The sequence below is a fragment of the Shewanella halotolerans genome, assembly GCF_019457535.1.
In the GTDB taxonomy this organism is placed as follows: domain Bacteria; phylum Pseudomonadota; class Gammaproteobacteria; order Enterobacterales; family Shewanellaceae; genus Shewanella; species Shewanella halotolerans.
The window spans coordinates 1294267-1317553 of the sequence record NZ_CP080417.1 but is presented as its reverse complement, the minus strand read 5'-3'; the positions used below and the strand labels follow the sequence as shown (position 1 = coordinate 1317553).

Annotated in this window: 20 protein-coding genes; 11 read left to right on the top strand and 9 right to left on the bottom strand. The window is 51.9% G+C overall.

Annotated features, from left to right (window positions below; all coding sequences use genetic code 11):
* Positions 1-105: 105 nt before the first annotated feature.
* Positions 106-915 carry a substrate-binding periplasmic protein gene (locus K0H81_RS05790; protein ID WP_220060205.1) on the top strand — a complete coding sequence of 270 codons (810 nt, stop codon included), beginning with the start codon at positions 106-108 and terminating at the stop codon, positions 913-915.
* 90 nt (positions 916-1005) lie between these two features.
* On the top strand, positions 1006-1446 hold the full coding sequence (locus tag K0H81_RS05785; protein ID WP_220060204.1) for a thioesterase family protein: 441 nt from the start codon (positions 1006-1008) through the stop codon (positions 1444-1446).
* Positions 1447-1469: 23 nt separating this feature from the next.
* On the opposite strand, the gene K0H81_RS05780 is transcribed toward K0H81_RS05785, so the two are convergent.
* Positions 1470-2966 carry a putative bifunctional diguanylate cyclase/phosphodiesterase gene (locus tag K0H81_RS05780; protein ID WP_144203770.1) on the bottom strand — a complete coding sequence of 499 codons (1497 nt, stop codon included), beginning with the start codon at positions 2964-2966 and terminating at the stop codon, positions 1470-1472.
* Positions 2967-3037: 71 nt separating this feature from the next.
* Positions 3038-3880 (bottom strand): HDOD domain-containing protein, encoded by an 843-nt coding sequence (locus K0H81_RS05775; RefSeq protein ID WP_144203771.1) that lies wholly within the window; start codon positions 3878-3880, stop codon positions 3038-3040.
* 290 nt (positions 3881-4170) lie between these two features.
* On the opposite strand from K0H81_RS05775, the gene trhP reads away from it, so the two are divergent.
* Positions 4171-5529: a prephenate-dependent tRNA uridine(34) hydroxylase TrhP gene (gene trhP, locus K0H81_RS05770; RefSeq protein ID WP_220060203.1), complete on the top strand. Its 1359-nt coding sequence runs from the start codon at positions 4171-4173 to the stop codon at positions 5527-5529.
* Between the two features lie 463 nt (positions 5530-5992).
* The gene (locus tag K0H81_RS05765) at positions 5993-7321 is read left to right on the top strand and encodes a phosphatase PAP2 family protein (RefSeq protein ID WP_220060202.1); all 1329 of its coding nucleotides are present in this window, start codon (positions 5993-5995) and stop codon (positions 7319-7321) included.
* A 16-nt stretch (positions 7322-7337) separates the two neighbouring features.
* Here the strand turns inward: K0H81_RS05765 and K0H81_RS05760 are convergent, their stop codons facing one another.
* A complete protein-coding gene (locus K0H81_RS05760; RefSeq protein ID WP_258406397.1) occupies positions 7338-9590 on the bottom strand; it encodes a protein-disulfide reductase DsbD family protein in 2253 nt (750 codons plus the stop codon).
* A gap of 24 nt (positions 9591-9614) precedes the next feature.
* Positions 9615-10757: a redoxin family protein gene (locus K0H81_RS05755; protein ID WP_220060201.1), complete on the bottom strand. Its 1143-nt coding sequence runs from the start codon at positions 10755-10757 to the stop codon at positions 9615-9617.
* 223 nt (positions 10758-10980) lie between these two features.
* On the opposite strand from K0H81_RS05755, the gene K0H81_RS05750 reads away from it, so the two are divergent.
* Positions 10981-11820: an AraC family transcriptional regulator gene (locus tag K0H81_RS05750; protein ID WP_220060200.1), complete on the top strand. Its 840-nt coding sequence runs from the start codon at positions 10981-10983 to the stop codon at positions 11818-11820.
* A 198-nt stretch (positions 11821-12018) separates the two neighbouring features.
* On the opposite strand, the gene K0H81_RS05745 is transcribed toward K0H81_RS05750, so the two are convergent.
* The 3 genes from K0H81_RS05745 to K0H81_RS05735 form a co-directional block, all read right to left on the bottom strand.
* On the bottom strand, positions 12019-13230 hold the full coding sequence (locus tag K0H81_RS05745; protein ID WP_220060199.1) for a DUF819 family protein: 1212 nt from the start codon (positions 13228-13230) through the stop codon (positions 12019-12021).
* A gap of 8 nt (positions 13231-13238) precedes the next feature.
* The gene (locus K0H81_RS05740; RefSeq protein ID WP_220060198.1) at positions 13239-14135 is read right to left on the bottom strand and encodes a LysR family transcriptional regulator; all 897 of its coding nucleotides are present in this window, start codon (positions 14133-14135) and stop codon (positions 13239-13241) included.
* 110 nt (positions 14136-14245) lie between these two features.
* On the bottom strand, positions 14246-15262 hold the full coding sequence (locus tag K0H81_RS05735; RefSeq protein ID WP_258406396.1) for a porin: 1017 nt from the start codon (positions 15260-15262) through the stop codon (positions 14246-14248).
* A 285-nt stretch (positions 15263-15547) separates the two neighbouring features.
* Here K0H81_RS05735 and K0H81_RS05730 point away from each other — a divergent pair, with 285 nt between their 5' ends.
* From K0H81_RS05730 to K0H81_RS05715, 4 genes are all read left to right on the top strand, one after another.
* Entirely contained in the window at positions 15548-17317 is a 1770-nt protein-coding gene (locus K0H81_RS05730) for a flavocytochrome c (RefSeq protein WP_286670529.1), read from the top strand.
* Between the two features lie 366 nt (positions 17318-17683).
* Positions 17684-18235 carry a class IV adenylate cyclase gene (gene cyaB / locus K0H81_RS05725; protein ID WP_220060197.1) on the top strand — a complete coding sequence of 184 codons (552 nt, stop codon included), beginning with the start codon at positions 17684-17686 and terminating at the stop codon, positions 18233-18235.
* Positions 18236-18358: 123 nt separating this feature from the next.
* Entirely contained in the window at positions 18359-19045 is a 687-nt protein-coding gene (locus K0H81_RS05720; protein ID WP_220060196.1) for a DUF4336 domain-containing protein, read from the top strand.
* Positions 19046-19494: 449 nt separating this feature from the next.
* Positions 19495-19752, top strand: coding sequence for a YfhL family 4Fe-4S dicluster ferredoxin (locus K0H81_RS05715; protein WP_011866582.1), 258 nt, complete (start codon positions 19495-19497; stop codon positions 19750-19752).
* A gap of 100 nt (positions 19753-19852) precedes the next feature.
* Here K0H81_RS05715 and ubiT read toward each other — a convergent pair whose 3' ends face one another.
* Positions 19853-20365 carry a ubiquinone anaerobic biosynthesis accessory factor UbiT gene (ubiT, locus tag K0H81_RS05710; protein ID WP_220060195.1) on the bottom strand — a complete coding sequence of 171 codons (513 nt, stop codon included), beginning with the start codon at positions 20363-20365 and terminating at the stop codon, positions 19853-19855.
* A 196-nt stretch (positions 20366-20561) separates the two neighbouring features.
* On the opposite strand from ubiT, the gene ubiU reads away from it, so the two are divergent.
* Positions 20562-21563 carry a ubiquinone anaerobic biosynthesis protein UbiU gene (ubiU, locus tag K0H81_RS05705; RefSeq protein ID WP_220060194.1) on the top strand — a complete coding sequence of 334 codons (1002 nt, stop codon included), beginning with the start codon at positions 20562-20564 and terminating at the stop codon, positions 21561-21563.
* 32 nt (positions 21564-21595) lie between these two features.
* Positions 21596-22441: a U32 family peptidase gene (locus K0H81_RS05700; protein WP_220060193.1), complete on the top strand. Its 846-nt coding sequence runs from the start codon at positions 21596-21598 to the stop codon at positions 22439-22441.
* A gap of 75 nt (positions 22442-22516) precedes the next feature.
* Here K0H81_RS05700 and K0H81_RS05695 read toward each other — a convergent pair whose 3' ends face one another.
* Positions 22517-23167 (bottom strand): DUF998 domain-containing protein, encoded by a 651-nt coding sequence (locus tag K0H81_RS05695; protein ID WP_258406395.1) that lies wholly within the window; start codon positions 23165-23167, stop codon positions 22517-22519.
* Positions 23168-23287 lie beyond the last annotated feature (120 nt).

The window sequence follows — 23287 nt, the reverse complement described above, 5'->3', positions numbered from 1 at the left end:
CGAATGCTACAAAAAACACTCCGTCAGCCGCAGCAATGCAGTTGATCTCCCTCGAAAACCCCTTATCATGGGCAACATAAGGACGCGACCGCTGCAAGGAATCTAATGTTGCACCCCAGCTTATCTCGGCAAATCAATCACCTCACCTCAGGCCTGACACTCATGTTGGCGCTTTTTAGCCTCACCGTCACTGGCCAGGAGCTGAATATGGCCTCGGCCGGCAGCCCGTCGGCGCCGCTCAAGGTCAAGCTGGCCGCCGAAGATAACTGGGCGCCTTTTGCCGATCCCTATGGCAAAGGCCTGTCCCATCGTCTGGTCAAGCAGGCGTTTGCCCGGGTCAATGTCGATGTCGACAGTCTGGTGGTCTCCTATGCCCGCGGCGTGGTGATGACCAAGCAAGGCATAGTAGATGGTGTCTTTAATCTGCACAAAGAGCGTAAGACCCAGGAGGAGTTTGTCTTCGGCCAGATCCCCCTGTTCACCACATCGGCCTCCTTCTATCAGAATAATGCCCATCCGCTGCAGGCAGAGGACAAATGGCATCTGCCCCTGGGGTTGCTTGTCGGCATCATCAAGGGCTATGAATATGGTGATGAGCTGTCTGAGCTTAAACAGCTCAAATTAGTCGAGGTGGACAATCACAATCAGCTGATCAACCTGTTGCTGCTCAACCGCATCGATGCCGCCATCATGTACGACGAGGTAGCCAATCAGTATCTTGGTCAGATGGGGGTCGGCAAGGTGATTAGCCGCAGCGTGCATAATCATACCGGCGACCTCTATGTGGCCTTCTCCAAGCAGCGTCCCAACGCCCAGCTGTTTGCCGACAAGCTAGATCTCGGCCTCAAGGCCCTTAAGCAAGACGGCAGCTATCAGAGCATAATGAACAGCCTACAGGCGATCGCCAGCAAATAGAGCCTTAACACACCACTCGCCAACAAGTCGTGCCATGACAGAGCGAGAGTATGCTATGCTGTCGCCTCTCTTATTTAGCCCAGACTCCAGATGAAGCCAGACGATAAGTTCAGCCCTACCTTTCATTTTCCGGTGCAGATCTACTACGAAGATACCGACTTTTCCGGCGTGGTGTACCATCCTAACTTCTTGAAATATTTCGAACGGGCCCGCGAGCATGTGATCGGCGCCGAGCGACTGGCAGCCCTCTGGCAGCAGCACGGCCTGGGTTTTGCCGTCTATCGCAGCGACATGCTCTGCCATGAAGGGGTTGAATTTGCCGACGTGGTGGATGTGCGTACCCGCTTCTTTTTCGAGAGCAAGTATCGCACCGTATGGCAGCAGGAGATCTGGCGCCCCAAGGGCACCAAGCCGGCGGTGACCGCCCATATCGAGATGGTATGCATGAACAAGGCGAGGCAGCTCTGCCCCATGACGCCGCCCCTCCTGGAGGAGCTCGGCCGTCACTTCAACCAGGCCATCAGACTGTAATAAAGCCTTTTAGCTCTTAAATCCTAGCAGAGCGGCCGATTTAACTTGCGCCAATGCATCTCAAGCTCTGGCGCCCGCATCGGCTTGGCGTAAATATCCCCCTGCACCTTATCGACCCCCATCTGCTGCAACAGCTTGAATACCGGCATCTGCTCGACGCCCTCGACGGTCACCGAAAAGTCTAGTCCTTTGGCCAGGTCGACGGCGCTGCGAACGATATGCTGCGCCCGTGGATCCGACTCCAGCCCGGTCAGGAAAGCTCTGTCTATCTTAACTTCGTCCACCGGCAGGTGTTTGAGATAGGCCAGCGAAGAGTGGCCGGTACCAAAATCATCTATCGCCACCTTGACGCCAGCGCGCTTGAGGCGATTGAGCACGGCCACGGTGCGCACCATGTCTGTCATCAACTGGCTCTCGGTGATCTCGATAGAAAGCACCTGAGCACTGAGGCCATGTTGCTTCAGGCGGGTAATGATCCGCTCACTCAGCTGCTTCTCGCTCAGATCGTCGATCGCCAGGTTGATCGCCAGCTGCAGGCGAATATCACTCTCCTGCCAGCGCACCTGCTGCAACAGCACCTGATCGACCACCCACTGGCTGAGCAGGCTGATCATCCCGGCACACTCTAAAAGCGGAATAAACTCACCCGGGGAGACAGGCCCAAGCACAGAGCTGTCCCAGCGGATCAGGGCCTCGGCATGGGTACAATCTCCTGTGGCCAGATTATATTTGGGCTGAAACACCAGATAGAGCTCGTTTTGCTCCAGCGCCTTGGGGAAACAGCTGACTATGGTCAACTGTCTGTGCTGACTGCGATCGTCCCCTTCCTGATAGGCGGCGATATAGTTGCTGGCCGACTTGGCCCGCACCAATGCCAGATCCAGGCGCCGCAGCATCTGACTGACGTCGGCGTGGTGCAATGACAGCTCAAGATAGCCAAGTTGCAGCTGCAAATTGATCACGGTTCCCTTGATACTGATGGGCTGCGCCAGTCCCTGCTGAAACCCCATAAGCTCGGCCTCGCTCATGGGAGTATTAAAGTAGATCAGAAACTCATCTTCATTCATCCGCGCCAGCATGTCCTTATCGCCGATGCGCCGTTCCAAGCGCTCCGCCAAGGCCTGCAGCAGCTTATCCCCCAGGGAGAAGCCAAAGAGATCATTCACATAGCGAAAGCGGTGGATATCGATAAGCACAAACATCCCATGGGTGAGAGGCATCTTGCGGGTCAACTTAGCCTTGAGGCCAACGCGATTGAGCAGCCCGGTTAGCTTGTCGCGACCCTTTGGGGGCGGTAGTTGTTTCAGCAGGTGTTGCAGCTGCACATACAGGGGGATAAAACGGTAGGGAATGGTGGCAATATTCAGGGGCTGGCGCACCTTATGTTGCTGACTTAGCTGGGTCACCAGACGTTTAAGAAACTTAAGCTCAGTGCGCCTATGCCAGTACCAGTAGATGATACCAGCGATGCCGATTGCTATCAGATAGACTATTAACCAAATCAGCTCAGTTGCCGTCACACAATCCCTAATATTTTGATAAATAAAGAAACGACAAGACGGATCGGCACACTCTGCCGACCAGATCTTATCTATTCATAACTTAATTTAATCGAATGGTAGTTGTCGAGAAATTCATCCGATCCCAGATATTCTGGGCTCACGGGTAAGCCACGCTGAAGGAACACGTCCAGGCGCTCCTCCAGATCGTGACCGGCGCGCAGCTCGCCGGTATAGAAGGCGGCGGCGCGCACGAAATCCAGATAGGTCACCTGCTCCGGCAGATAGGGCAGATCCGCCCAACGCTCGACCACCTCTGTTACCTCGGGCGAGAAGTCCCAGCTCTTCAGCACGGCGCGACCTAGTGGCCCCTGCATCTTTCTCACCAGCGCCCTGAGTTGCTCTATGCTGGTAAACAGATGAGGATTGGCCTCGGCCTCGGTCAGTACCGGCAAGGCGCCGATATTGTGCACTAGGCTCGCCAGGGTCAGGGTGTCGTAATTGAGTCCACAGCCCTTATGGGTCTTAGAATACTTAAGCAGCAGGGCGCAGGCCGCCGAGGTCACCTCGATGGAGGCACGCCACACCTCGTCCATCACCTCCCAGACCATCTCGTTGGTGGAGATGAACAGCTGCTCCATGGCCACTGAAGTCGCGATCGCCTTGATCTGCGTCAGGCCGATGCGGGTCACCGCCGCGTTGATGTTTTCAGCCTTGATACCACGACTATACATGGCGCTGTTGGCCACCTTGATCATACGGGCCGAGATGGCGGCATCCTGACCGATAATTTCGGCCACCTGCTTAGGGCTGGAGTCGGGGCGGGAAACCACCTCCTGAACGCGCATTGCTACCTCGGGCAAAGTCGGCAAGACCAAAGCATCTGCCTTTAACTTTTTCAGTAACCCAACCAGTAGTTGATGCTCGTTAGACATGCAAACTCCTTAAAAAACTATGCCCATATTGATGTTGCCAGAGAGTATATCAGCACTCTTGCTAACCGTGATGGTAAAAATCATCCATCCAGTTAAGAATTTGTGTAATTTTAGCTAAGTTTAAGATTATAGGTTATTAATTGGCTTAAATTTCTCCTGTTTGCCCGCTTTTATCGTCAGTCATTGACACCTGTCGATAAAATAAACAACTTCTGATTTGCATAAGCCTTGTCCCATTGAGTAAAATGCCCGCCCCAAGTTTGTTCGATACCTGTTAATTGAGAGAAATGATGTTTAAACCTGAGCTGCTGTCTCCTGCCGGGACCCTAAAAAATATGCGTTATGCCTTCGCATATGGCGCCGATGCGGTTTACGCTGGCCAACCGAGATATAGCCTGCGTGTCAGAAACAACGATTTCAAGATGGAAAACCTCGCAACGGGTATCCAAGAGGCCCACAGCCTGGGTAAGAAACTCTATGTGGTGAGTAACATCGCCCCTCACAACACTAAGCTCAAAACTTACATCAAGGATATGGAACCTGTGGTGGCCATGCAGCCCGATGCGCTGATCATGTCAGACCCGGGTCTTATCATGATGGTGCGCGAGGCTTTCCCGGATCAAACGGTGCATCTGTCTGTTCAGGCTAACGCCATCAACTGGGCCTCGGTCAAGTTCTGGCAGCAACAAGGGATCAAGCGTGTGATCCTCTCTCGCGAGCTGTCATTGGATGAGATCGAAGAGATACGTCAGCGTTGCCCAGACATAGAGCTCGAGGTCTTCGTACACGGCGCCCTGTGTATGGCTTATTCAGGCCGTTGCCTGCTCTCTGGCTATATCAACAAGCGCGATCCTAACCAGGGTACCTGCACCAACGCCTGCCGCTGGAAGTACGACGCCCACGAGGCGGTGCAGACAGAGACCGGTGACATAGTGGCGGTTAACCCCGAAGTGCAGATGCACAACCCTACCCTGGGCGAAGGCGCGCCAAGTAGCGAGATCGTCTTGCTACAAGAGGCGGGACGTCCGGGCGAATATATGCCAGCCTTCGAAGATGAGCATGGCACCTATATCATGAACTCCAAGGATCTACGCGCCATCCAGCACGTCGAGCGTCTGACCAAGATGGGCGTAGATTCGCTGAAAATCGAAGGCCGTACCAAGTCCTTCTACTATGTGGCCCGTACCGCCCAGCTCTATCGTCAGGCGATCGAAGATGCCGCGGCTGGTCGCGAGTTTAACCCTGCGCTCATGTATCAGCTCGAAGGGCTGGCGCACCGTGGTTACACCGAGGGCTTCCTGCGTCGTCACGTGCACGACGAGTACCAGAACTATGACTATGGCTACTCCATCAGCGATACCCAGCAGTTTGTCGGCGAGTTTACCGGCAAGCGCAACGCCATGGGGATGGCCGAGATCGACGTGAAGAACAAGTTCTCCGTCGGCGACAGCGTCGAACTGATGACGCCCCAGGGCAACATCAACCTGACCATAGAACACCTGGAAAACCGCAAGGGCGAGAGCGTCGAGTCAGGGCTAGGTTCCGGTCACTTCGTCTATCTGCCGGTACCGGCCGAAGTCGAGGTAGAGCGCGCCATCCTGATGCGTAACCTCACCGGTGAGCAGAGCACACGCCAGCCACACCCTTAAGGTTCACCTCGAGCGACTTAAACACAGCCTCTAAACAGCCCGAATCCCTCGGGCTGTTTTTTTATCCCCAAAAAAATAAGCCTAACTCGACACCCAGCTCAACACCTAGCCCAACGACTTACTCTCGTTCTGACTAAGCGACTTACCTTAAGCGACTGAACTTAAGCGACTTAACTTAAGCGACTTACCTTGAGCGACTTACCTTGAACGACTATGGCCGAGTGCCAGACTCGGCAAGCATCTGCTCCGCTAACGCCTCCCTATATCTGGCTCTAACCCTAGACATAGCCACGCCTCGCACACGCTCCACACCCAAGTCTTACAACTGACTCCAACATTCAAGTCCCACGCCCACACCAGAGTCCGTTACATCTTCACATTTTTTCTACAACTGGGTAGCAAGCCCGCCATTAGCTGTTACACTGAAACGCATAGTTATCTTGATGAAATACAAGGCATAAAAATGATGACTCCCCGCGCTTCCGTAAAATATCTACTCCCAACTCTAATGGCCGCTAGCCTGGCATCACCGACGGCCTACGGCAAGAGTGAGATCCTCGAAGGCCAGTCAGGCACTGTCTCTGAGGTGGGGGATGTGGTGCAGATCGCCCTGCCCGCCGCGGGCCTAATCGGCGCCCTCTGGATAGGCGATACCGAAGGCGCCTGGCAGGTCACCAAGGGTGTCGCAGCCACGGCGGCCATCACACATACCCTGAAGTTTGGCGTTGAGCGCCTGCGACCCGATGGCACAGAGTCCAACTCCTTCCCCTCGGGTCACACCTCGGCGGCCTTCTCCGGCGCCGCCTTTATTCATCACAGATACGGTAACGCCTACGGCATTCCGGCTTATGCGGCGGCGGCCTTCGTGGGCGGCAGTCGCATCTGGGCTAACCGCCACTACATGGACGATGTGCTGGCCGGCGGCTCCATCGCCGTGATGACCAGCCTCTATTTTACCGACCCCTATGCCCAGACAGATCTGGTGATCGCCCCAAGCCTGGGGGAAGACCATATTGGCCTGGCGTTGAGCTACACCCCGGGGCTGGCAGGTAACAAGGGCCCACGGGCCGAGCGTGTACATAGCGATAGTTGGGGCCAGCAAGACAAGCCGCTCAATAACAGCTACACCCTTATGATCGGTGGCTTCGACACCGACACCAACTATATTCGCGACAAGCAAGAAACCGGCTTCGACCTTAACGGCTTCAGCAAAGAGAGTGAACCCAACACCTACGCCTCGGCACTGGTCAACTGGGGGATGGGCAAGCAGCAATATCTCTCCTTCAGGTTCACCCCGTTGGAAGCCAGAGACACCAGCGTACTCAACCAGGATATCGGCTTTAACGGCAAGCGCTACGCCGCCGGTAGCGAGGTTATCGCCGCCTATCGCAGCTGGAACCTCTCCGCCGACTATATGTTTAACCTGATGCCAAAGAGCGACTGGATAGTGAATGTCGGCGCCGGTATCAGCCTGATCGATCAATGGATCCGCCTCGATGACCTGGAGGGCGGAAATCTTGGAGAGTTTAACGACTTGTTCATCGTCCCCGCGGCCGCAGCTGAGCTGGGTTATCGCTTTACTCCGGCAGTCAAAGCCAGCCTGGGCTATCGCATTACCGGTCTCTCCGATTTTGATTCCAGCGCCTTCTGGGGCGATGTTACCTACCAGATCAACGAGCGCTGGGCGGCCTCACTCTTCTACGGTCAGCTAGAGCAGACCTCGGACACCGACGAATATTATAACGACGCCCGCTTCAACTTCGCAGGCTTAGCCGTCACCTATAGCTTCTAAGCCAGCTCTGGTGACATCAGCCTCCTGCGCTGGCTTTCTCTATCAGCAGCGAAGGGGTCAAAAGTTGCGGCAACACCTGTGGCGCTGGATTGCCCTTGCTGTACCAGAGATACAGCGGCACTCCTGAGCGCCAATTTTTTGCCAGAAAGCGGGTGATCGCCGGATCGCCCTTGGTCCAGTCGCCTAGCATCACAGCCGTATTTGCGCGGGCGAAGGCCGCCTGGGTCTCCTGACGCTCGATGGCCACCCTCTCATTAACCTGACAGGTTAAACACCAGTCGGCGCTGAAATACACAAACACATCCTGCTGCTTGACCAGGGCCGATAGGCTAGCCTCATCGAACGCCAGAGGGCGTACTGCCTCAGACTCAGCCGCAGCCTCTGCACCAGCCTTCATCTCAGTACTCGTCGCCGAGTTCGCTCCGAGATGATTGCTGCCTCCGGGCGCCGCAATCATCAGAGTGCCGCCAACAAGGATGACGATCGGCACCAGCGGCCACCAGGGGCGGTGGCGACCCGAGCGTTGCAACAGCCCCATCAGCCATAGTGCCAGGCTCAACAAAAGCACCAGCAGCAAGGCGATGAACAGATAGCCGCTGTCAGCTTGCTGCATCAATACCCATACCAACCCCAAGGCCGTCAAGAACATGGGCACGGCAAAGCAGCGTTTTGCCGTCAGCATCCAGGCGCCGGGTCTTGGCATGCGTTTGCGCAGCGCCGGAATGAAACCCACCAGCAAGAAAGGCAAGGCCATCCCCAATCCCAAACCGGCGAACACCATAAGACCGACACTGGTCGGCAGCAACATGGCTGCACCTAGGGCCGTCGCCATGAAGGGACCGGTGCAAGGTGTCGCCACAAAGGCGGCCAGTACGCCGGTCCAAAAATCTCCAGCAGGCCCGGGCTTTTGTTGCAGCTTGCTTCCAGAGCTCAGGGTACCCAACTCAAACAAACCGGCCAGATTGAGCCCTATGGTCATCATCAGCAGGATGAGTGCCACTATGATCTCAGGACGCTGCAGCTGAAACGCCCAGCCCACCTGATGGCCAAACGCCCTAAGCATCAAGATAAGCGCGCCCAGTAGGACGCACACCAACACGGCTCCCAGGGTATAGGCCAATGCGCCTGTTTTGGCTGTCCGCTCGTCCCCCAAGTTAGTCAGGCTGAGCACCTTCAAGCTGAGAATGGGAAAGACACAGGGCATCAGATTCAGCAAGAGTCCGCCCAACACGGCGCCAAATACCGCCACCGCAGCTGTGACCAGCGGATTGCCGGGCGACTCTGGCGGTATAGCGGCAATTGAATAGTCCTCTTGGGTTGGCACTGCGACCTGAGCCGTCAAGGCCGATGAGGTTGGAAACGCCAAGGCGCCTTCCGGCTGCCGAACTGCCCTGAATCTGACGGCCAGCGACTCATTTAGGGTGATCACCCCATAAAAGTCACTGATATCTCCCTCGCCATAGCCATAGCCATCGCCATCACCGGCTGCAGTCGTCATCAAGAGGCGATCGCCCTTTCTGATAAAGTTCTGCGGCGCCGTGTTTGAAATCACCCCGTTCACCTCTGGGTAGAGATGGGCAACGTCAGTCAGCTGGGCAGTGTCAGTCAGCTGGACAGACTCGGGCAGAGGGAGTGACAACGCAAATTGCCCATCTTGAATGCTAAACTCGGCGCTGGCCACAATCGGCCTTGGCAGTTGTTGGCGCCAGCCATCGAAGGTCTCGCGAACCTCTTGAGTCGCGCCGCCATCCCCTACGCTGAACTGCTTATGAAGACGCTGCTGCTCTGGAAGACACAGCTTGGGACTGCATACCAGATAACTAAGATCCGCAGTCAATGTGATAAGGCTGCCGAGCGGCAGATCTTCGTCTATGTGCAGCGGTGCCAACAGGGCATAGTCGCCGTGGTAGATGTAATTCATCAGACCGCTGGTCAGCAACTGCGCGGGCGCCGGATATTGCAGCTCGCCGACCGTCACCCCGTCAGGCAGCTGCCATTGCATCTTTAATGGAAAGCCGGCATCCCCTGGGTTAATCCAGTAGCCGTGCCAACCTGCTGCAGGAGACATAGTGATAGCCAGCGTAGTTTCGGCGCCGGGCGCAGGCGCGCCGGACTCCAGCATTAGGGATGCCGTTATCTTTCGGCCGCCCTCGTTACTGGCCTGCACTGGCATGGCCTGCGCTGGCAAAACCTGAGCCTGAATGGCCAAACACAACATTAGCCAGAATCCGGCAGCAGCTTGCACCAATAAGGTTCTGTTTTTAAACATGTACCTATACTCCAAGCGCGTGATTTATTTGCGTTCTAGGTCGGCGAGCAGCGACTCGAGGCGCTCGGTAAAGTCGGGAGCCCGCAGGCTAACTTTTTCGGTGATTTTGCCCGTCTCATCGATAAAGACGATAGTCGGCAGCTGAGTAACGCCGAATCGCTCGAACAGGCTGCCATCCTCGTCGAAGACTATGGGTAAGCGAGTGTGATAGTTGCTCTGATACTCGACCAGATCGTCCTGGGTGGACCAGAGGTTGCTGGAGAGATGCAGCCACTGGACGGCGTTGTCTGCTGTGGCGTTCTCTGCTGTGGTATCATCGGCAGCCAGATCGGCGGTAAACTGCTCGACCCGCTCCCGCACCAACTGGCAAGACTTGGCCGTCTTGGGCTCGGACTCTGCCAGGTACCACTCACACCAAGGGGCGAAGAACACGAGTCCGGTTGCCTTGCCGTGGCGCACCGGCGACGGCAAAGGGTAGTCACTGTTATCGAGCGCCCTCAATGTCATAGAGGTCACCTCTGCACCTAGCTCGTAACCGGATGCAGGCTCAGAAACCGAGGTTGGCTCTGCGAGTTCTCCTGCGACAGCAGAACCACTGGAAGGAGTCCCGGCGATAACCTGCTCCAATGCCTGATGAAACGCCTCGTCATCCTGATGTCCAACGTAGGCGATGCGGCCATTCTTATCGATCAAGAAATGCTGCGGCGTCACCCGTAACTTAAAGGCCCGCGCCAGGGAGCCGTCATCTATGGTCACCGGCATCTTGAGGCCTGTCTTCTTTACAAAGGCACCGACTGAATTACTGTCGTCACTGATCCCTGTATTTACGGCAATCACCTGCAGCTTGTCGCCATATTCTTGATAGATCTTTTCAAATCCGGGCATCTGCTGGCGGCAAGGGACGCACCAGGTCGCCCAAAACTTGATGTATACAGGCTTGTTGCCATACAGCTCGCCAAGGTTAATCTTGTCCCCGGCTAAGGTGGTCAGCTGGCGCCGTGGCGCGGGCGTACCAAGCAGTTCGCTGCCGGCAAGCTTGGCCCTTCTCTCCCCTTCGGCGGCATAATCATCTTCTGCCAACGCCTGCCCCAAAAACGCCGTGGACAGCAGCAGGGTGGACAGGCTGACGGTTAGCCACTTGAAGGGGTTAATTGTTTGGAGTTTCATGCTGGGTTCCCATATTCGATGATGCTAAATGAAAGCCGCAGGCCAAAGGGTTAAACCTGACAAGATCACAAGTTCAAGTTGATTTGGCAGATATCGCGGCTAAAGGCATCTTATGTAAATCTGGGAAATGCGAATTGTAAAATTTCGACATTTCATTAAGATTCGAAGGGAACGACTCGCTTTTACCGCCATCCATGCACAGATAAACTGGACAGAAAGGTTAATGGAGCAGATTAATATGCCAACCTTGGCACACCTTGGTTTTCAGCGCTTTCTCCCCTGCGTTGCGCTTCAGCCCTATATCCAGTGTTACTGGCACATTGTTAGGGCTGCGGGACCTGAGTCGCTGTCGACAGAGTTTATGCATCCTGAGGGCGGTAGTGGCATCATCTTCAACTTCGGCGCGCCGATTCACCTCGATGGCAAGCAACACGGTGCCCACTGCCTGGTGACGGGGCCCACGAGGCAAAGCACCAAACTGGAACTGTCGGGCAAGGTAGATGCCTTAGGGGTGCGCTTCTGGCCCGGTAGCGGACGCGCCTTCCTAAATGCCCCCCTGTCGGAGATGCTAGGGCAAAACCTGACGCCAGCCGATCTATCCCTTGCGCTACTGGGCGATGAGTTGACCGAGCGCCTGGCCGCGCTGCCAACGGCGCCGACGCGAATTGCCCTGCTAGAAAACAGATTGCTGCACTATCTGGTAGCCAGAGAGTCAATGATTGATGCCAGTGAATCTAGGATGAGGCACGCCTTAAACTGGATCACCAGACAGAAAGGCCAGGGAGAGCTGCGCCACTTATTAAGCGAGCTAGATATCGGCCAGCGCCAGCTGGAGCGTCTATTCCTGCAAGATGTAGGCATGACGCCGAAAAATTACAGCATCATACAGCGCACCGCCTATGCCAAGGAGCTACTCAGGCATGACACCGGCAAGTCACTTACCGACATCGGCTATCACGCCGGCTTCTACGACCAGGCTCACTTCATACGAGAGTTCAAGAAAGTCATAGGCATCACGCCGGGCAATTATCGAAACAAGGCCTTACACAACCCAAAACGCTAGTTTGTCGCAATTAGGATAGCTCCAAGCAAGGAGAGACACTCCCGTCGAGGCTCTGGTCCTTAGGGAGAAGAGGTGTGTGCCTGAGTCTGACAGCCAAATGAATCGCCACCCATTTCCTAGACACCTTTCAGTTTTATCCAATCTCCAGCCACGTCTGTATTCATAACTGCACAGCCCATAGAGATGCATTCGTCGAAATCAAATCTGTTTCAACCACTGGCCACAGGCCCAAGCAATAAAGTTAGCCCAAGCGTACCCAAATACAGCAATCAACACAGCCAAAGGCACTAATGCCTGACGATAGGCACTGGTCACCACTGGCGCCGAAGCCGCCCCGCCCAAATTACACTGACTAGCAATGGCTAAATAACCAAAGGGTAATCTCATAACTCTTGTTGCCAGCAATAACAAGAGGACATGTACCAACAACCAAATCGCGCCAATAACAAAAAACCATGGCAATGACCAAAGCATGCCAATATCCATCTTCAGCCCCATGATGGCCAGCATAAGATAGAGACTGGCATTGCCAACTCTGTCAGCGCCATAGGCTGCTAAACGACGCGCAGGTGTAAGCGACAAGACAACGCTAGCCGTTGTCAACCAAACAACTAGCCAGATAAACGGAGTATGTAGGTGATAAGAACTAGCCATAGGCCAGTAATGGACAATCTGCTGCGCGGTCCAGTCTGCCCCCCAGTGAGCTAAGCCACCGAGTATTAGTGGCAGGCAAAAGATTAACGTCCAGTGATATCCTTGTGCTAACTGTCTCTCTGGCAGGGAATTTGTCAATAAAGTCACTTGCGGTTCTCGACTTCGAAGCCAGCGATTGAGCGTCGCTTCATGGGGAGCCAGAGCCAACAGCACTGCCATCCAAATTCCCGACAACACCACATTCACGGTAACGAAAACCGCAAAAATTCCGTCACCGGCGTTAAATAGCTCTTTCATTGCCATCTGATTGGCTGTGCCACCTACCCAATTGCCAGCCAAGGTCGCCATGCCACGCCAAAGACTATCCTCTCCCTGCGTAAGCAAAAGTTCAGGCTGCATATATCCTACCAACCACAGTGCGAATGGCCCACCCACAAAGATCCCTAAGCTGCCAATAAAGAAAAGTAACAGCAACTTACCGCCGCAGCGCCAAATGCTGCCAATATCTAATCCAAGCAGCAGCAACACCAGACACATAGGCATAAGATAATCGATGGCAAACTTAGGTAGCTGAGAATTTTCAACCGCGATCAAGTCTAAGCTGTTAAGAAGGGAGGGAACGAAATAACAAGCCACCATCACGGGCACAATCTTATAACAACGCCGCCAGAAAGGACTGGGCAAACCACTGGTATAGAAAATAACCCCGAGGATAAGACACAAAATACCAAATAGCTGAAAGTCAGTTTGAATCATATAGACAGCTACTCACCGAGCTCACTTTGATTCAGCATGAACTCAAGGAAATTAGCAGGCAGCGGCGCAAGCGCCTCCTCGACACGACGAATAACCCAGTAATTACGCTCAAACTCCCAACCTTGCAGATCCAGCTCCACTAAATCTCCACGGCTTAATTCGGCATCGATCGCCATATAGGGCAAGATACTCACTCCGTACCCTGTGGCAGTCGCTCTTTTGATAGCCCCTAAGGTTCCCATAGTGATAGTTTGTGAGGGCACAATACCTGAGCTGTTGAGTAACTGCATAGCCCTAACTCTGGAAACCGTGGCACTCTCATCCAAATACCAGACCTCTCGAGATAAGCGCTCAGTATCAACTAACTCCCTTGCCAATGGATTGTCGGCACCACAAACAATGCAAATTCTATCTCTTAGCCATGGCTCGCAATGCAGATTAACCGACGACGGCTTAGCATCAACAAAAGCCAGATCCAGCTCACGCTCCGATACCATCCTTTCTAGGTGGCTAGAGTCTTTTATCATTAAGCGAATTCCAGTGGCAGGAAAACACTGATGAAATACGGGTAAACGCCGCGACAACACATAGTTTCCCGCTGTTTTACTTGCCCCAACAGTTAAGGTGCCGCATACCCCATTCGCGCTGGCTCGAAATAACTGCTCTATCTGCTGTTCAGAAGCCAACATCCCATTGGCATAAGGTAGCAACAACTCCCCCTGAGGATTGAGCTGTAAGCCATTTGCACTACGTTCAAACAAACGCCCCCCCAGCGCAGACTCCAACTCTTTGAGTGCCATACTGGCCGCAGGCACCGACATATGAAGTTTTTTGGCCGCACGAGAGATCTGCCCTTCGGCATGGATATTCTTGAATACCTGCAATTGTTTAAGAGTTATCTTCATCAGGGAATCACTTCGAATGGAATTGCTCTATTGTAGCAACCCTGTTTCTGAAAAAACTTGATCAAACCGAGTCTACTTGAGACTCGGGTATCAGGCGTAAATACTGTGATTTAGAATAAGTGTTTCATCGCCAGAGTCACTAGCTGATCGTCATACTCAGTGTAACCGGCGGCATCGGTGAAATCGCCATTCAGATAAGTGGTAATCAAGCTAAATGTGGTCTGTTTGGAAGCTCTAAAATCAAAGCCTAAAGACGCTTGCCAACTAGAGGTGTCTGTCACACTTGCCTTATTGGCTAAGTTAGAGACCACCTTACCATTACCCGATTGGTCAAATAGATACTGCGCCTTAAAACTGTATTGCTGCCAAGGAATCTCCATACTAGCGAGCATACTGTTGCCTTTGAGATTTTGATATTTTTGCGACTCGGAGTGCTGATACATAAATCCCAACTTAGCACCAGCAACGCGAGCACCAACAACGGCTCTAACCGCATCTAATGCATTGAGATTATCGGCATATGCCAACGCTAGATACCAGGCTTGCTGTTTCAATTTGGCATCACCGGCAGTCAAACTCAGTGCATAATTACCGGCTGAGTCATTTTTAGCAGGCAGATTGTCAGCAAACTGATAACTTACGCCCAGCTGTACCCCTGACCATTTTGGCGAATAATAGGTTGCCGTATCACCCAGACGATCATTCCCAGCGATAAGTTTTGCCATGTCGCTTGAAGTGATATTAAACAAATCGATTTTACCTTCAGTCTTTTTAAATACAGTATCATTTCGACCAACGACTAAAGTACCAAATTGACTTTCAACACCTAAGTACGTATTTCGGGGTTTAAAAAGCGAAGAAGAATTAAAATAACCACCGTTATTACCAAACTCCACCACATAAATAATATTAATATCACCGCTGAGCTTTTCTTTCCCCTTAATGCCGATAAATGATGCATAATTTTCAATGTTCGCACCGTTATCTTTCCGATCCGACAACACACCCGTATCTGAATGGCTCATGCCCAGCCAAGCTCGGCCATAGAACTCGGGGGAAGCCTGGCAGACCATGGGGAAGAGGGTGCAAATCCCACCGGCAATAATCATTTTGCTTAAATTCATCATCTCGTCTCTTTATGTTATTAAGTGAAAAATGGTTTAACACCCAATCATGATAAGAACCTTTTTATAAGCTTGAGTATTAGGCAGATCACACAGCTATAACAAAACCACCATTTTAAATAAATTTGAAAGATAATTAAGGGAAGGTGAAACAGTAAATTAAGAAAAATTTAAAGCCATTTAAACAATTAAAAACAAAGTGTCAAACTTGAATCCTGTCACCTTTTTTTAAAAATTATTTACGCATGCTAATAAGTGAAACCAACAACGAATATTTTTGGGAGCAATATGAAACTCACTTATTTAAGCGGCCTGCTAGCCTGCTGTCTTTTCGGCACAGCCGGAGTGCAGGCAGCAACACAAGATCTCGGTAAATTCCACAGTGACAGCTTTGACGGCTGCAAAACCTGCCACGTGTCACCTAAAAAAATTGACGACAGTGAAAGCCATGAAAATCAACAATGTCGCAGCTGTCACGGTGACTACAACGAGCTAAAAAATGCCGCTCTGGAAATTGATCCGCATGGTTCTCACCTAGGAGACATTGCCTGTACCAGCTGCCACAAAGGGCATGAAGAACCTAAGTTCTACTGCAACGAATGTCACTCTTTTGACCACGAGCCAATGCCTTTTGCCGATGTAAAAGCCAAACCGGCTTGGGATAAAGAATGGGATCAGGAAAAAATTAAACAAGCCATCGCCAAAGGCCCTAAAGAAAGCACTGATGTGATAGTTATCGGAGCAGGTAGTGCTGGCTACAATGCCGCCATCAGTGCAAAACTCGCCGGTGCCAAGGTGATTTTGCTTGAAAAAGCCCCCTTCTCTGGCGGTAACTCTATGCTAGCTGCCGGCGGTTATAATGCTGTAGGCACCAAGCAACAAACCGCTCACAAGGTTGACGACAAAGTCGACTGGTACATAGAAGACACAATGAAAGGCGGCCGCTACGCCAACGATCCCAAGCTAGTAAAAATATTAGCTGAACAGTCAGCAGATGGCATCAAATGGCTAGAATCTCTCGGCGCCAATATGGACGATCTGAAACGCTCAGGCGGTGCTCGGGTAGACAGAACCCACAGACCATCTGGCGGTTTGAGCGTGGGCCCACATATCATAGACGTACTGCGCAAAGCCGCAGAAAAGAACCAAGTTGACACCCGTCTCAATTCACGGGCGGTGAAACTAGTTGTAGACGATGAGCAGCGTATCATCGGCGTCGTCGTACACGGCAAGCACTCAGGTTACAATATGTTAGGTGCCAAATCTGTTGTACTAGCCACCGGCGGTTACGGCATGAATAAAGAGATGATTGCCTACTATCGTCCTACCTTTAAAGGCATGACAAGCTCTAACAACATCACGGCAACTGGTGATGGCATAGAAATGGCCAAGTCCATTGGTGCCAGTATGACAGACATTGACTGGATCCAGGCACATCCAACCATTGGTAAAGACAGCCGAATTTTGATCTCTGAAACTGTACGCGGAGTCGGTGCAATCATGGTCAACAAGGATGGCAAACGCTTCATCAATGAGCTGACTACCCGTGACCGAGCTTCAGACGCCATTCTTAAACAGCCTGAGCGATTTGCATGGTTGGTATTTGACAACCAACTGTACAAAAAGGCCAAAATGGTGCGCGGCTATGATCATCTCAAGATGCTGAAAAAAGCAGATAATGTGGCAGACTTAGCTAAGCTGACAGGCATGCAGCCTAAAACCCTGGAACAAACAATCAAGAGTTACAACCACTCTTTCAAAGCAGGTAAAGACAGCGAATTCAATCGTGAAGATATGCCGCTTGATCTTACTCAGGCACCTTACTATGCCGTAAAAGTCGCCCCAGGCATTCACCATACTATGGGCGGGGTTGCCATTGATGAAAAAGGCGAAGTGCTTAACCTGCAAAGCTGGCCAATTAAAGGCCTGTATGCAGCAGGCGAAGTCACTGGTGGCGTACATGGTTACAACCGACTTGGTGGTAACGCTGTAGCCGATACAGTCATTTTCGGTCGCATTGCAGGTAAGAATGCAGCGGACAACGCGTTAGCCAAATAAGCTCCCTGCAATTAGCGTTTTTGGCAACCAGAGTCGGTTCGTTTGTAATCGGCTCTTTTTTACCCTCTCTGACCTAAAACGACAACCAGCAGAGATACTTCTGTTGCTCAATCATCATGGTAACGCCGGCATAATTTGCGGGCTCCCTTTTCCAAAGTTCTTCTCAGTATTTTGATGATTGGTATCTACAATCGGTCAATTTGTATTTTATTGATAAACAGCCAGCAGACGGTTTAATCTGCAGTTAATGCTCGATTATGAGAGTTGTCTATCCCACTCTCCCCCCTGTATCCAGTGTTATGCGCTAGTTCATGTTCTGCAGCAAGTTACCTGTGATAATATATTGTTTTTAAGTTGAAATAGCATATGACTCACAAGCACTTCCAAGGGAAATATGAAGTGGAACTCAAGTTCTGCTTACACTCAAAATCAGAGTTCCTCACTACACTAAGTCGTATTCCTCATGAAGTCATGCTTGAGAATAACACTGAAAATGACTGGTATTTTGATCGTCCGGGCAAGACGCTAGAAGCTGAACATAAAAGTGTTTGCATCCGCACAATGGAGCCGTCTGGCATCAAGTTATGGATAGTAAAAGGACCGGAACCTGACAGGTGTGAAGCCACTAACATTACCGATGCTGCAAACGCCATGAGTATGTTAAAAACGATGGGCTTCGAAGTTATCCTAAAAGCACAGAAAACCCGTAGCATCTACTTTGTCGAAGAGTTTCATATCACGGTTGACTCATTAGAGGGTATCGGTGATTTTGCGGAGTTTGCCATCATGACCGACGATGAGTCGAAGTTATCCGTTTATAAGGACCAACTGGAAGCGTTAGCGCTAAGATTTGGCTTAACAGAAGCTGCATTGCAGACTAAATCCTACAAGCAAATGTTTATGGAAAAAGGCGCATAACAACGCAGAGCTCCAAAGCTCAGCATTTTTGATCAAGGTTGGCTTGTACTTATGGCGTACCGATAGCGGTTAGATGGAGGCCTTGCTTTCTGCTTAACGCGGCGTTATTTGATTGGGGGAAACATGGAAAAATTGGCGCACGAGATATGGATATTTAACGGGAACCCTGTGCAGTTCTTGGGGCTCCCTTTTTCAACGCGGATGACGCTAGTTCGCCTGTCAAATGGTGACCTATGGGTTCATAGTCCGATCAAGCTATCAGACACCATCAAGGAGCAAATTGGCACCCTAGGTCAGGTAAAATATTTGATAGCGCCTAATCATCTTCACCACCTATTCCTACCTGAATGGATTGCCGCTTATCCTAGTGCTGAAGTATATGGCACCAGTGAGGTGATCAAAAAACGCAATGACATTACCTTTGATGCTTCGTTTAATGAGCAGCAAGATTGGCCTTGGAGAGCTGATATTGAACAAGAAATGTTCACGGGTTCTCCTCTCATGGAAGAGTGTGTGTTTTATCATAAAGGTTCTAACACTCTCATTGTGACCGACTTAGTTGAAAACTTTTCTGGTCGAAACTTTAACTATTGGCAAAGGCTCGTCGCAAAAGGCGTTGGTATTCTAGCGCCAAACGGAAAAATGCCTTTAGACTGGCGTTTAAGCTTTATGTTCGGCAAAACTCATGCTCGTAAACATATCAAGCGCGTCTTAGCATGGGAGCCTGACATTTTGATTATGTCTCACGGTGAAATCGTCAAAGAAAATACAGGTAAGTTTTTAGCTCGTTCATTCGACTGGCTAATATAAATAAGCATCAAGAAAATCCCAAAACAAATGTCTATGACTTAAGAAACTCGTGCTTGGCACCAGTTTCTTAAGTCATAACACCATAAGTTTACATTGAACTTGACCATTCCATCGTGATTTGAATCGCGCCTAATGTAACTGACTAATTTTAGTCACTCCTACTTGGCCAATGCTAATTTATAATCTGATAAGCTAGGTCTGTCCGAACGCTGTGATACAATAGGTTTCAAGCCATTTTCTCCACTAAATAAGTAGCAATATTCTTCATTTGGATTTAGAAGAATCACATTAAACTCGGCCAAGTTTGTGTTGCTATTTTGTGTTACTGAAAATGGAGAATCAAAGTGAAACAAGGGCCCTTATACGGCCTATCGTAAAGTATCCACAACAATCCGTCGCATATGTAAGTGATTGTTATTAAAAGCAGAAAAAAAGGTTTTACAAACAAAATGGCATTACTGATCGACGACAGCTGTATTAACTGTGACATGTGTGAACCTGAGTGTCCCAACCAAGCGATCACCATGGGGGAAGAGATCTATGAGATAGATCCTAACCTGTGCACCGAATGCGTCGGCCACTACGACAAGCCTACCTGCGTCTCCGTCTGTCCCATCGACTGTATCGACCCGGACCCTGCCCATGTGGAGTCCCAGGATGAACTTTTGGTTAAGTATCACCTGATCACCGGCAAGCCGATCGATTAAGTGACCAACAAGCGTTAACCGTCTCCAAATAAATAAGCAAAAAGCGAAGCCTTAGCTTCGCTTTTTGATGACTCATGATGAGTGAGCTTAATGGGCTATTTCAGGCCCATGGCATGTTCGCTTGGCGCTGCAACTGAGTCAGCATGGCGGCGGCCTGAGTAATGCTTTGGCGCATAAATACCGGCATGGTGTCGAACTCTATGCTGAGCAGCAGATTTTTCACCTCTAGCCCCAACTCTGTATCCCCCTCAATCGCCAGACGGCGCTGGAAAAACAGGGTATCTGGGTCTTCCTTACCGGCGGCGATCAAAAGCAGCGCCTGACTACAGCCGCTAAAGCTCACCTCCGCCTCGCCGCTTTCACGGACGATGAGGCGCTCATCGAAGCTAACCTCGAAGCTTAACTCGAGATCGGTCACGCTAATCTTCACCCAGCGAGCCTGCAAAAAATCCAGCTCGCCATCTTTGATCTGCGCCGCCATCAGCAGATTTAAAATACGCTCAATAAGCTGAGCCTTAATTGAAAAAGGCACTAGGTTTAATGGTTTAGCTATGACTTTAGGCCCATATTGCAATAGATGTTTGGCCATGTTTGCCAACACACTTCGCTGCATGACTGACGTTCTCCTACCAAATTGGAGGACCGAAATCGTGACTTCGATCAATGTTTAGTGAGGTTCCCGACAACCGCTGTCGAGAGTGATAAGGAAATCAATTTTAACCAGATTTTATGATCACAAACCTGTTTTACATCAAGAATTGTTCAGCCATTCCCTTTTACACTTCACACTTTTTAAGGGAGAACAGCACATGGAACTTCTTTGTCCGGCGGGTAACCTCGCCTCCCTCAAGGTCGCCTTAAACGCCGGTGCCGACGCCGTCTACCTTGGGTTGAAAAACGATACCAACGCCCGCTCCTTCGCCGGGCTTAACTTTACGCCGGAAAAATTGGCCCAGGCGGTCAAGCTGACCCAGCAGGCGGGAAAGAAGATTTTTCTGACCATCAATACCTTCCCCAAACCCGGTGAAGAGCAACGCTGGTACCAGGCGATCGACCTAGCCGCCGACACTGGGGTCGATGCACTAATCATGGCCGACCTCTCCCTGCTGGACTATGCCCACAGCCGTTACCCTCACCTGCCGCTGCACCTGTCGGTGCAGGCCAGCGCCACTAACCTGGGGGCCCTCAGCCTCTATAAGCAAGAGTTCAACATCGACCGTGTGGTGCTCCCCCGAGTGTTGTCGATGAAACAGGTGAGAGATCTCTCCAAGGTGACCCCAGTGGATCTGGAGGTGTTCGCCTTCGGAAGCCTCTGCATCATGGCCGAGGGACGCTGCCACCTCTCCTCCTATGTGACGGGCCAGTCCCCCAATACGGGCGGCTCCTGCTCGCCGGCCAAGCATGTGCGCTGGCAAGATGTGGGCGACAGCCAGCAGACCCGCCTCAACGACGTGTTGATCGACCAATCCGGTAAGGATGAGCAGATGGGTTATCCCGTAGTCTGTAAGGGGCGTTACACCACCAGCGACAGCCAGGAGGCCTCGCACCTGCTGGAGTCTCCCACCAGCCTCAACACCCTCAGCCTGCTGCCAGAGCTCGCCAAGGCTCGCGTGGTCTCCCTCAAGATTGAAGGGCGTCAACGCAGCCCGGCCTATGTGGAGCAGGTAACCCGGGTCTGGCGTCAGGCGATCGACACCTACCTAAGCGATCCAGCGGCCTACACCACTCAGGCCCAGTGGGATCAAGCCCTGGCCAAGGTCTCAGAGGGACAGGTCACCACACTGGGCGCCTATGAGCGCACCTGGCAATAACAGCAAAGCAATAAAGACAAAAGGATAACAAGATGAAAACCTCATTAGGACCGATTCAATATTGCTGGCCCAAAGAGAAGGTGGTCGAATTTTATGAAACCGTGGCTCAGAGCAGCGTGCCCCTGGTCTATCTGGGCGAGACCGTCTGTAGCCGCCGCCGGGAGCTTAAGTTCAGCGACTACCTCGCCCTAGCCCAGATGCTAAAGGCCGCTGGCAAGGAGGTGGTACTCTCCACCCTGACGCTTATCGAGGCACAGTCGGAATTTGCTGAACTCAAGAAGCAGGTGGAAAACGGCGAGTTCACCATAGAGGCCAACGATGTCGGCGCCATCTATCTGGCCAAGGAGCAAGGGATACCCTTCGTCTGCGGGCCCAGCATCAACAGCTATAATGCCGCGACCCTAAAGAAGTTTGCCAGTTGGGGCATGCAACGTTTCGTGATGCCGCTGGAGCTGTCCAAGGCCTGGCTCACCCAGGTACTTGAAGATCTCGCCCCGCGCCAGGTCGAGGTTGAGGTGTTTGGCCATGGCTTCATGCCGCTGGCCCATTCGGCCCGCTGCTTCACCGCCCGCCATAAGGGACTCACCAAGGATAAGTGCCAGACCATCTGTATCGAAAATCCCGAGGGATTACTGGTGCAGACCCAGGAAGATCAGCCGCTGCTGCGCCTCAACGGCATTCAGACACAGTCGGCCAACTATATGGATCTGTGCGACCAGCAGACTCAGATGCAGGCTCTGGGGGTCGACTATTTCCGCATCTCGCCCTCGTCCCTGGCATCCATCGCCCTGGCCGATGAGTTACCGGCCAAGTCGGCCAGCCACGACCGGCAGTGTAATGGCTACTGGCATCAGCTGCCGGGTTTAACCCTTAGCTAGGCTAGATGAAAAAAGCAGGACTCATTAGGGAATTTAAAAAAGCAGATAAAACGTCGACTTAGATAACAAGGAAGGTTAATCGTGTCGACGCGTCTCTCGCTGGGTCCACACCAGCGAGAGTAGCCAACCCATAAAGCTGAACAGCGCCGCCCACTCCATGATCACAGGGCAGCGAATATCAGGTCTGGGCTCCACCATCACGAGATCATGATAAAACCAGGTTCCGCTCGCCACCACGCCATCATCCGTATGAGCCATCAGGATAAACACCAACAGCAAGCCCAGCGTCAGGCCAGAGATCAACAGACTACCGCGCAGGGCAAAGCGCTTGGGCCTGTCTCTACGACTCAACAGGTAGACAAGATACGCCACCACGCTCATCGCCGCGAAGTAGAAGAAATATTCTATGCCTAAGATATGCAGGTGATAGACGTTAACCGGAAACAGGCCGACACAGGCCAGCGCCAGAAGCGATACCACCAACACAGAGAAGCTGGTCAACACCCAGGGGCCGTCGCTGTTTTGCAGGGCAAAAAGGGCAAATAACACCAGACTCAAGCTACCGAAGAAGAGGCCGCCGTTAAACACCACCGCCAGCTCGGAGTGGCCATACTGACCCAACTCACTCAGGGAGAAGTTGTAGAAGCTAAAGCCTTGGCCGCTGTAATCGCTGAACCCTAAGCTGGCCGCCACCAAGCCGATAAGATGTCCTACAAGTCCAAGCAAGCCAAACCTAAATGCTAATTTAGACAGTTTCTGCTCTTTTGAAGTCATAGGCCCTTTATCGTTTAACACACTCATCGATTAACCATATATGGAATCAGAATTTTTTGCAGAGGTCTAGCG

Bases quoted from the DNA above. Each gene is read 5' to 3' on its own strand.
- cyaB (WP_220060197.1), top strand. From the start codon at position 17,684: ATGACTCACAAGCACTTCCAAGGGAAATATGAAGTGGAACTCAAGTTC.
- K0H81_RS05790 (WP_220060205.1), top strand. From the start codon at position 106: ATGTTGCACCCCAGCTTATCTCGGCAAATCAATCACCTCACCTCAGGC.
- ubiT (WP_220060195.1), bottom strand. From the start codon at position 20,365: ATGCAGCGAAGTGTGTTGGCAAACATGGCCAAACATCTATTGCAATAT.
- K0H81_RS05750 (WP_220060200.1), top strand. From the start codon at position 10,981: ATGGAGCAGATTAATATGCCAACCTTGGCACACCTTGGTTTTCAGCGC.
- K0H81_RS05740 (WP_220060198.1), bottom strand. From the start codon at position 14,135: ATGAAGATAACTCTTAAACAATTGCAGGTATTCAAGAATATCCATGCC.
- K0H81_RS05720 (WP_220060196.1), top strand. From the start codon at position 18,359: ATGGAAAAATTGGCGCACGAGATATGGATATTTAACGGGAACCCTGTG.
- K0H81_RS05775 (WP_144203771.1), bottom strand. From the start codon at position 3,880: ATGTCTAACGAGCATCAACTACTGGTTGGGTTACTGAAAAAGTTAAAG.
- K0H81_RS05760 (WP_258406397.1), bottom strand. From the start codon at position 9,590: ATGTTTAAAAACAGAACCTTATTGGTGCAAGCTGCTGCCGGATTCTGG.
- K0H81_RS05755 (WP_220060201.1), bottom strand. From the start codon at position 10,757: ATGAAACTCCAAACAATTAACCCCTTCAAGTGGCTAACCGTCAGCCTG.
- K0H81_RS05735 (WP_258406396.1), bottom strand. From the start codon at position 15,262: ATGATGAATTTAAGCAAAATGATTATTGCCGGTGGGATTTGCACCCTC.
- K0H81_RS05715 (WP_011866582.1), top strand. From the start codon at position 19,495: ATGGCATTACTGATCGACGACAGCTGTATTAACTGTGACATGTGTGAA.
- ubiU (WP_220060194.1), top strand. From the start codon at position 20,562: ATGGAACTTCTTTGTCCGGCGGGTAACCTCGCCTCCCTCAAGGTCGCC.
- K0H81_RS05700 (WP_220060193.1), top strand. From the start codon at position 21,596: ATGAAAACCTCATTAGGACCGATTCAATATTGCTGGCCCAAAGAGAAG.
- trhP (WP_220060203.1), top strand. From the start codon at position 4,171: ATGTTTAAACCTGAGCTGCTGTCTCCTGCCGGGACCCTAAAAAATATG.
- K0H81_RS05745 (WP_220060199.1), bottom strand. From the start codon at position 13,230: ATGATTCAAACTGACTTTCAGCTATTTGGTATTTTGTGTCTTATCCTC.
- K0H81_RS05730 (WP_286670529.1), top strand. From the start codon at position 15,548: ATGAAACTCACTTATTTAAGCGGCCTGCTAGCCTGCTGTCTTTTCGGC.
- K0H81_RS05765 (WP_220060202.1), top strand. From the start codon at position 5,993: ATGATGACTCCCCGCGCTTCCGTAAAATATCTACTCCCAACTCTAATG.
- K0H81_RS05785 (WP_220060204.1), top strand. From the start codon at position 1,006: ATGAAGCCAGACGATAAGTTCAGCCCTACCTTTCATTTTCCGGTGCAG.